5 protein-coding genes are annotated in these 6,000 nt (G+C 63.6%); 4 read left to right on the top strand and 1 reads right to left on the bottom strand.

The features are described 5' to 3' along the window. Positions 1-248: 248 nt before the first annotated feature. Positions 249-1,400: a zinc-binding dehydrogenase gene (locus tag SO180_RS35285; protein WP_449383430.1), complete on the bottom strand. Its 1,152-nt coding sequence runs from the start codon at positions 1,398-1,400 to the stop codon at positions 249-251. A 159-nt stretch (positions 1,401-1,559) separates the two neighbouring features. Between SO180_RS35285 and SO180_RS35280 the strand changes: the two genes are divergently transcribed. From SO180_RS35280 to SO180_RS35265, 4 genes are all read left to right on the top strand, one after another. After that, entirely contained in the window at positions 1,560-2,804 is a 1,245-nt protein-coding gene (locus SO180_RS35280) for an MFS transporter (RefSeq protein ID WP_449383429.1), read from the top strand. An 88-nt stretch (positions 2,805-2,892) separates the two neighbouring features. After that, positions 2,893-4,053 (top strand): MFS transporter, encoded by a 1,161-nt coding sequence (locus SO180_RS35275; RefSeq protein WP_449383428.1) that lies wholly within the window; start codon positions 2,893-2,895, stop codon positions 4,051-4,053. A gap of 98 nt (positions 4,054-4,151) precedes the next feature. Next, on the top strand, positions 4,152-4,763 hold the full coding sequence (locus SO180_RS35270) for a PilZ domain-containing protein (RefSeq protein WP_449383427.1): 612 nt from the start codon (positions 4,152-4,154) through the stop codon (positions 4,761-4,763). Positions 4,764-5,092: 329 nt separating this feature from the next. Beyond that, the gene (locus tag SO180_RS35265; protein WP_449383426.1) at positions 5,093-5,719 is read left to right on the top strand and encodes a transglutaminase-like cysteine peptidase; all 627 of its coding nucleotides are present in this window, start codon (positions 5,093-5,095) and stop codon (positions 5,717-5,719) included. Positions 5,720-6,000 lie beyond the last annotated feature (281 nt).

Here is a 6,000-nt window from a genome sequence, read left to right as displayed (position 1 = left end):
GATATGGGCCGCGCCACGGCCATGAAGGCCGCGTCCACCAGAAAGTAGACGATGGCCAGAATATAGGTGACAGGTTCCAGGATTCGCTTCACGGTCATTCTCCCGCGAAGTGAAAGCCGGAACTTGGGCCTAAGTTTCACCTCAGCGTGGATATCTCGCGAATTCCTGATGGAACTTTTTGGGCATCGAAGTTGACCGAGGCGATCGTTTCTTCCTTCTCCCCATGCAAGGCAGAAGAAAACAAGAGATCACCCCACCAATTCCGGCCATGGCACGATGGTCGACTTCACCGTCTTCATCGCCATCGCGTCCGCCACCGCCTGCGCGACGCCCTGTTCCGTGAACGGATAGATCGTCTGCATCTTCAGCCATGGATATTTGCCCGCCGTGCGATAGAGCATGTCGACGCCGAGCGGCAGATCGTTGCCGGTAAAGCCCCAGGAGCCCAGCACGTTGAGGTCCTTGGTGCAGATGCGATGCCAGGAGGTCTCGATCGATCCGGCGTCTGTGAACTGACCCATCTCGACATAGGTGCCGCCGTCTCGCAGCATCTCGACGCCCTCGGGACCGGCTGAGGGATGGCCCGAGCAGTCCATCACGAGATCGGCGCCGAAACCGCCGACGATGTCGCGCACGGCCTTGATGCGATCCTGCGGCGTCTTCAGCTCCTCGATGTTCACCGTCGCCTCCGCGCCGAACACGCGCGCGAGTTTTAATCGTGGCTCTTCCGGCGCCCCGACGCAGATCACGCGCCCCGCACCCATCTCCCGCGCAGCCGCGACCGCCAGAATGCCGATCGGACCGGAGCCCTGGATCACGACCGTGTCGCCCCAGGTAAAGCCACCGGCGCGGCTTGCGCGGTTGAAGGCGCGGATGCAGGACGTTAGCGGCTCGGATAGCGCGCCCAGCCGCAGCGACATGTCGTCGGGCAGCTTGTAGATCTTGGTGCCCGGCAGCATGTCGAGATCGACATAGACATACTCGGCCCAGCCGCCCCATAGATGCGGTGCCTTGTCGAAGCCGAGATAGCGGCCGTAATAGACCGGCGTCAGGCATTTGTTGGCCGTCGCCGGATAATGGATGCAGTAGTAGCAACGGCCGCAGGGCATCAACGGCGGGATCATCACCTTCGATCCGACGTGAAGCGGCTTGCTCATGAAATCTTCGGTGAACTCGTCGCCGCATTCGACGATGACGCCACCGAGCTCGTGTCCGAGCGTGAATGGCCAGGGCAACGGTTTTGGCCAATGCCCCCTGAGAATGTGCAGGTCGGTGCCGCAGACGCCGCAGGCGCCGACCTTGATCAGCGCCGCCTTCTTCCCAACCTTCGGCCACGGTACGGTGCGGATCACGGGTTCGGCGCCCGGCCCCGCATGGGTGCATACGCGGATTGACTCCATGGCTATTTCCTCACTGCCCGTCTTGTGTTGAATGTCGCAGGCTGCGGTAGAGCCTATGTGAGGTTCGGCCTCCTGCCAACCGCGGCCGTAACTGCTGCAGGGCCGCCCGACGAAGACGCCAGAACCTAACTCTCGCCACGCTCTTACCCAGGTCATCGATTGAACATTCACATCTCGACGAAACCGGCGGCTGCACCGAGCTCGTTCGCAGCGATGCAGTCGCGCCCCTATCGTGCGCAGTTCGTGGCCTACGTGCTGGCCATGATGGCAGACAATATCGAACACGTGATCAGCTATTGGGTGGTGTTCCAGAAATTCCACTCGCCCGCGCTGGCGGGCTTTGCGGTGCTGTCGCACTGGTTGCCGTTCCTGCTGTTTTCCGTCGCCGTCGGCAGCCTCGCCGACCGCTTTGATCCGCGCCGCATCATCCAGTGCGGCATGCTGCTGTTCATCGTTGCCTCGACCGGATGGGGCATCTTCTTCATCACCGATACGATCCAGATGTGGCACGCGATGCTGCTGCTGGTCATCCATGGATGCGCGGGCGTCCTGTGGCAAACGCCCAACCAGCTCCTGCTCTACGATCTCGTTGGACCTGCCGATCTGCCGAGCGCGGTGCGCCTGAATGCGATGGCGCGCTATCTCGGCATCCTGGTCGGACCTGCCGTCGGCGGCGTCATCATGCTGACGCTCGGCACCTCGCACGGCATCATCTTCAACACGTTGTTCTATCTGCCCATGCTGCTCTGGCTGTTCTGGGCGCCGGCGCGGGACACAAGCGTGGCCGCGCGACGCTTCGCCGTCCGCGGCTTGACCGACATCGTGCTCACGATCCGCTCCATCGGAACGCAGCCGGTGCTGACTGCGATGACGTGGCTGGCCGGGCTCACCTCCTTCATGATCGGCAACGCCTACCACGCGCAGATGCCAGGTTTTGCCGGCGATCTCGGCCATGGCGATCCCGGTGTGTCCTACAGTGTGCTTCTGGCGGCCGACGCCGCTGGCGCGCTGCTCGCCGGCATCGCGCTGGAATCGTGGGGTCGGCTCAAGGGCACGCCGCGGACCGCGATCACGCTGGCCATGCTGTGGAGCATCTCCCTGCTCGCCTTCGCGTCCGTGCGGATCTATCCGCTGGCGATCGTGCTGCTGTTTGCCGCAGGGTTCTTCGAGCTGTCGTTCAACACCATGGCGCAGGCACTGGTGCAATTGAATGCGCCGGCCGACATCCGCGGCCGCGTCGTGGGCCTGTTCAACATGGCAGGCCTGGGGATGCGGGCTTTTAGCGGCATCACCGTCGGCCTCGTCGGCGCGGCGATCGGCATTCACTGGTCACTCGCCCTGTCGGCCGCCGTCCTGCTGGCGCTGCTGCTCGTCCTTTATCGGTGCACGGCGCAAAAGGCATAGACCGCCTTGGCTCGAGGGGCATCCTGTCCGTTGACACGCCTCTCTCGCCGGCCCACGCTGACTGCAAAAGTCTCAAGGGGGTGAGACGTTGCGCAATCGCTGGGGCATTCTTGCGATCCTGTTCACGGTGCGCCTCACCATGGCGTTCCAGTTCCAGAGCGTGGCTGCGGTCGCCCCGCTGCTGGAACAGACCTTTGGCATCGGCCTTGCCGACATCGGCCTCCTGATCGGCCTCTACTTCACGCCGGGCATCGTGCTGGCGCTGCCGGGCGGTGCGATCGGCGCAAGGTTCGGCGACAAGAGCACCGGGCTAGCGGCCCTTGCCTTGATGATGACCGGCAGTTTCGCGATGGCGCTCGCGGGCGACTGGAGTTCGCAGATCGCAGGCCGGCTGATCGCCGGTGCCGGCGGCGTGCTGCTGAGCGTGCAGCTCACCAAGATGACCACGGACTGGTTTGCGGGCAAGGAGATCGCAACCGCCATGGGCATCGTCATCAATTCCTGGCCAACGGGAATCGCGCTCTCGCTCCTGACATTGCCGACGATCGGCACGGCGGGCGGCACCGGTGCGGTGTTCATGGCCGTCTGCGCCGTGATTGCCATCGGCATCGTGCTGATGCTGCTCTACCGGCCTCCGCCCGAGAGCGGGACGGCAGCGCCGACGTCGGCTCGTCTCGATCGGCCGACGATGACGGCGGTGATGATCGCCGGCGCAATCTGGGGCCTGTTCAATATCGGCTTTGCCATGATCCTGTCGTTTGGGCCGTCGCTGCTGGTCGAGCGCGGCTGGACCGTCGCAGCGGCAGGCTCCGTGATCAGCCTCGCTTTGTGGATCTCGGCCGTCTCCGTCCCGCTCGGAGGTTTTCTGGCCGACCGGACCGGGCGACCGCTCACTCTGCTCGTCGGCGGCAGCCTCGCCCTAGCGGTGCTGCTGGTGCTTTTGACGCGATCGGGTGCCGTGATCGCGACCGTCATCGCGATTGGTCTCGCCTCCGGCCAGCCGGCCGGCCCGATCATGAGCCTGCCGGCTCGCGTGCTCGCGCCGCGGACGCGCGCGATCGGGATGGGGCTCTTCCTCACCGTGTTCTATGTCGCCATGATGCTCGGACCGGCGGTCGCCGGACGGCTCGCCGGCTGGGCCGGAAGCGCGGCGGCGGCCCTCGATCTTGGCGCGGTCGCGTTGCTTGCCTGCCCGCCTCTATTATGGCTTTTCGAGCGCGTAGCCGCCCGACGCGCACGACCCGCCTGACCTATTCCGAACGTCCCGCCCGTTCCGCTAACGGCGCGTTAACCCTGTGCGCCTTAGGGTCGTTGGGACTCCGCCCGGGCGGGGGTCGGGTAGTGAAAATGGCGTTGGCGAACAAAAAATTTCTTCCTGCCGCCGAGGAACGTCGGCGTTTCCAGCGGGTGAAAGTACATCTGCTCGGCCGCTATATGCTGCCGGACCGCCGTGAATTCCCCTGCCAGGTGATCAACATGTCGCCGGGCGGCCTTGCTTTGCTCGCCCCCGGCATCGGCAATGTCGGCGACCGCGTGGTCGCCTATCTCGACCATATCGGCCGCGTCGAGGGCAAGATCACCCGGATCATCGACAACGGCTTCGCCATGACGGTCGGGGCAACGCCCCGCAAGCGCGACAAGCTCGCCGCCCAACTCACCTGGCTCGCCAACCGCGACATCCTCAATCTGCCGGAGGATCGCCGCCACGATCGTATCGTGCCGCGCAATCCGATCGCGGTGCTCACGCTCGAGGACGGCACCAAGATGACCTGCCGCATCATCGACCTGTCGCTGTCCGGCGCCGCCATTGCCGCAGAGAACCGGCCGCCGCTGAAATCGCAGGTCATGCTCGGCCGCGTCCAGGGCCGCGTGGTCAGAAATCTCGAGGACGGCTTTGCGCTGGAGTTCGTCCACGAGCAGCCGGTCGAGACTCTCGAAGAGAGCGTTACCGCGCGGTAAAGCGCAGCCGGCTGAAAAATCCGGCAATCGAGCCGAAAGGCGGCCTCCGCAACGCGGACGTCGCCTTTTTTCACACCTCGCGCGCATGCGGTTGCCGGTTAACGCGGTCAGCCGCGCGCGGCGAAAACGCTGAGTTCCCCGAGTCTCGGGCGTTAACGCCTACAATTTTACTCAATTGCAGTATTCTCAAATTTTAGGCGAATTCTACTCAAGTATAAATCGAATTCAGCGCTCGTTTTACTTGCATTCGTCTCGACTTGACTTGGCTCACTTAGCGGCAACGCAAAAGCTTCGTGGCAATTGTGGTCCAACAAGAAACGGGGGCCACGATGTTCGACTTCAGGGGACAGGGGAAAGGGCTGGCGGTTGCCGCCATGCTCTTCGGGATCAGCGCGACGGCGCAGGCCGGCGAAGGCCGCCTGCTCTACGCGAGCCTCGGCGACAACACGCGTGCGCCGATCGGCTGGGTCGAGTTCTGTGCCGACAATGCTGCCCAATGCCAGGGCGGTCCGTCTCAGCCGCGCGACATCGTGATGTCGCAGACGGCATGGCGCGATCTGCTGAAGGTCAATCGCTGGGTCAACGAGACCGTGAAGCCTTTGACCGACATGGAGCACTGGGGCGTGGTCGAGAAGTGGTCGTTGCCATCAGACGGCTACGGCGACTGCGAGGATTATGTGCTGTTGAAGCGCAAGATGCTGATCGATGCCGGATGGCCGCGCGAGGCCCTGCTGATCACGGTCGTGCGCGACAAGAAGGGTGAAGGACACGCGGTGCTGACGGTCAAGACCGACAAGGGCGAGTTCATTCTCGACAATCAGAATGAGAATGTCGTCGCCTGGACCGAGACCGGCTACCGCTTCGTCAAGCGTCAGTCGCAGAGCGATCCCAACGTCTGGGTCTCGCTCGGCGACACCAAGCCGGCGGTCTCCACCGCCAGCGCCAAGGACCAGTAGTTAGCAAAAGAGCGAGTTACGCGACCCGGTCACATCCCCACCCCTCCCCGTCCCAGACCGGTTCGCGCGCGCCCAGCCATCCCCCAATGGCTGGGCGCAATCTTTTTGGGGCGCTGAAATCGCACGCACCGGGAACCGAAACTTTTTTAACATAGATGAATTGCCAATGGGGGCTCGCGAGCAGTGAGGCGAGCCATGCAGTTCCTGTCGCCCGGTGACGTGTTTCTGATGTCGATGATCACCGGCCTCGTTTTCCTGCTCGAGGTCGGATTTTTCATTCT

This window comes from Bradyrhizobium sp. UFLA05-112 (assembly GCF_053572325.1).
This window is presented reverse-complemented; position numbering and strand designations above follow the sequence as displayed.

Excerpts from the sequence above, each read along its gene's own strand:
- SO180_RS35285 (WP_449383430.1), bottom strand. The coding sequence starts at position 1,400 with ATGGAGTCAATCCGCGTATGCACCCATGCGGGGCCGGGCGCCGAACCC.
- SO180_RS35265 (WP_449383426.1), top strand. The coding sequence starts at position 5,093 with ATGTTCGACTTCAGGGGACAGGGGAAAGGGCTGGCGGTTGCCGCCATG.
- SO180_RS35270 (WP_449383427.1), top strand. The coding sequence starts at position 4,152 with ATGGCGTTGGCGAACAAAAAATTTCTTCCTGCCGCCGAGGAACGTCGG.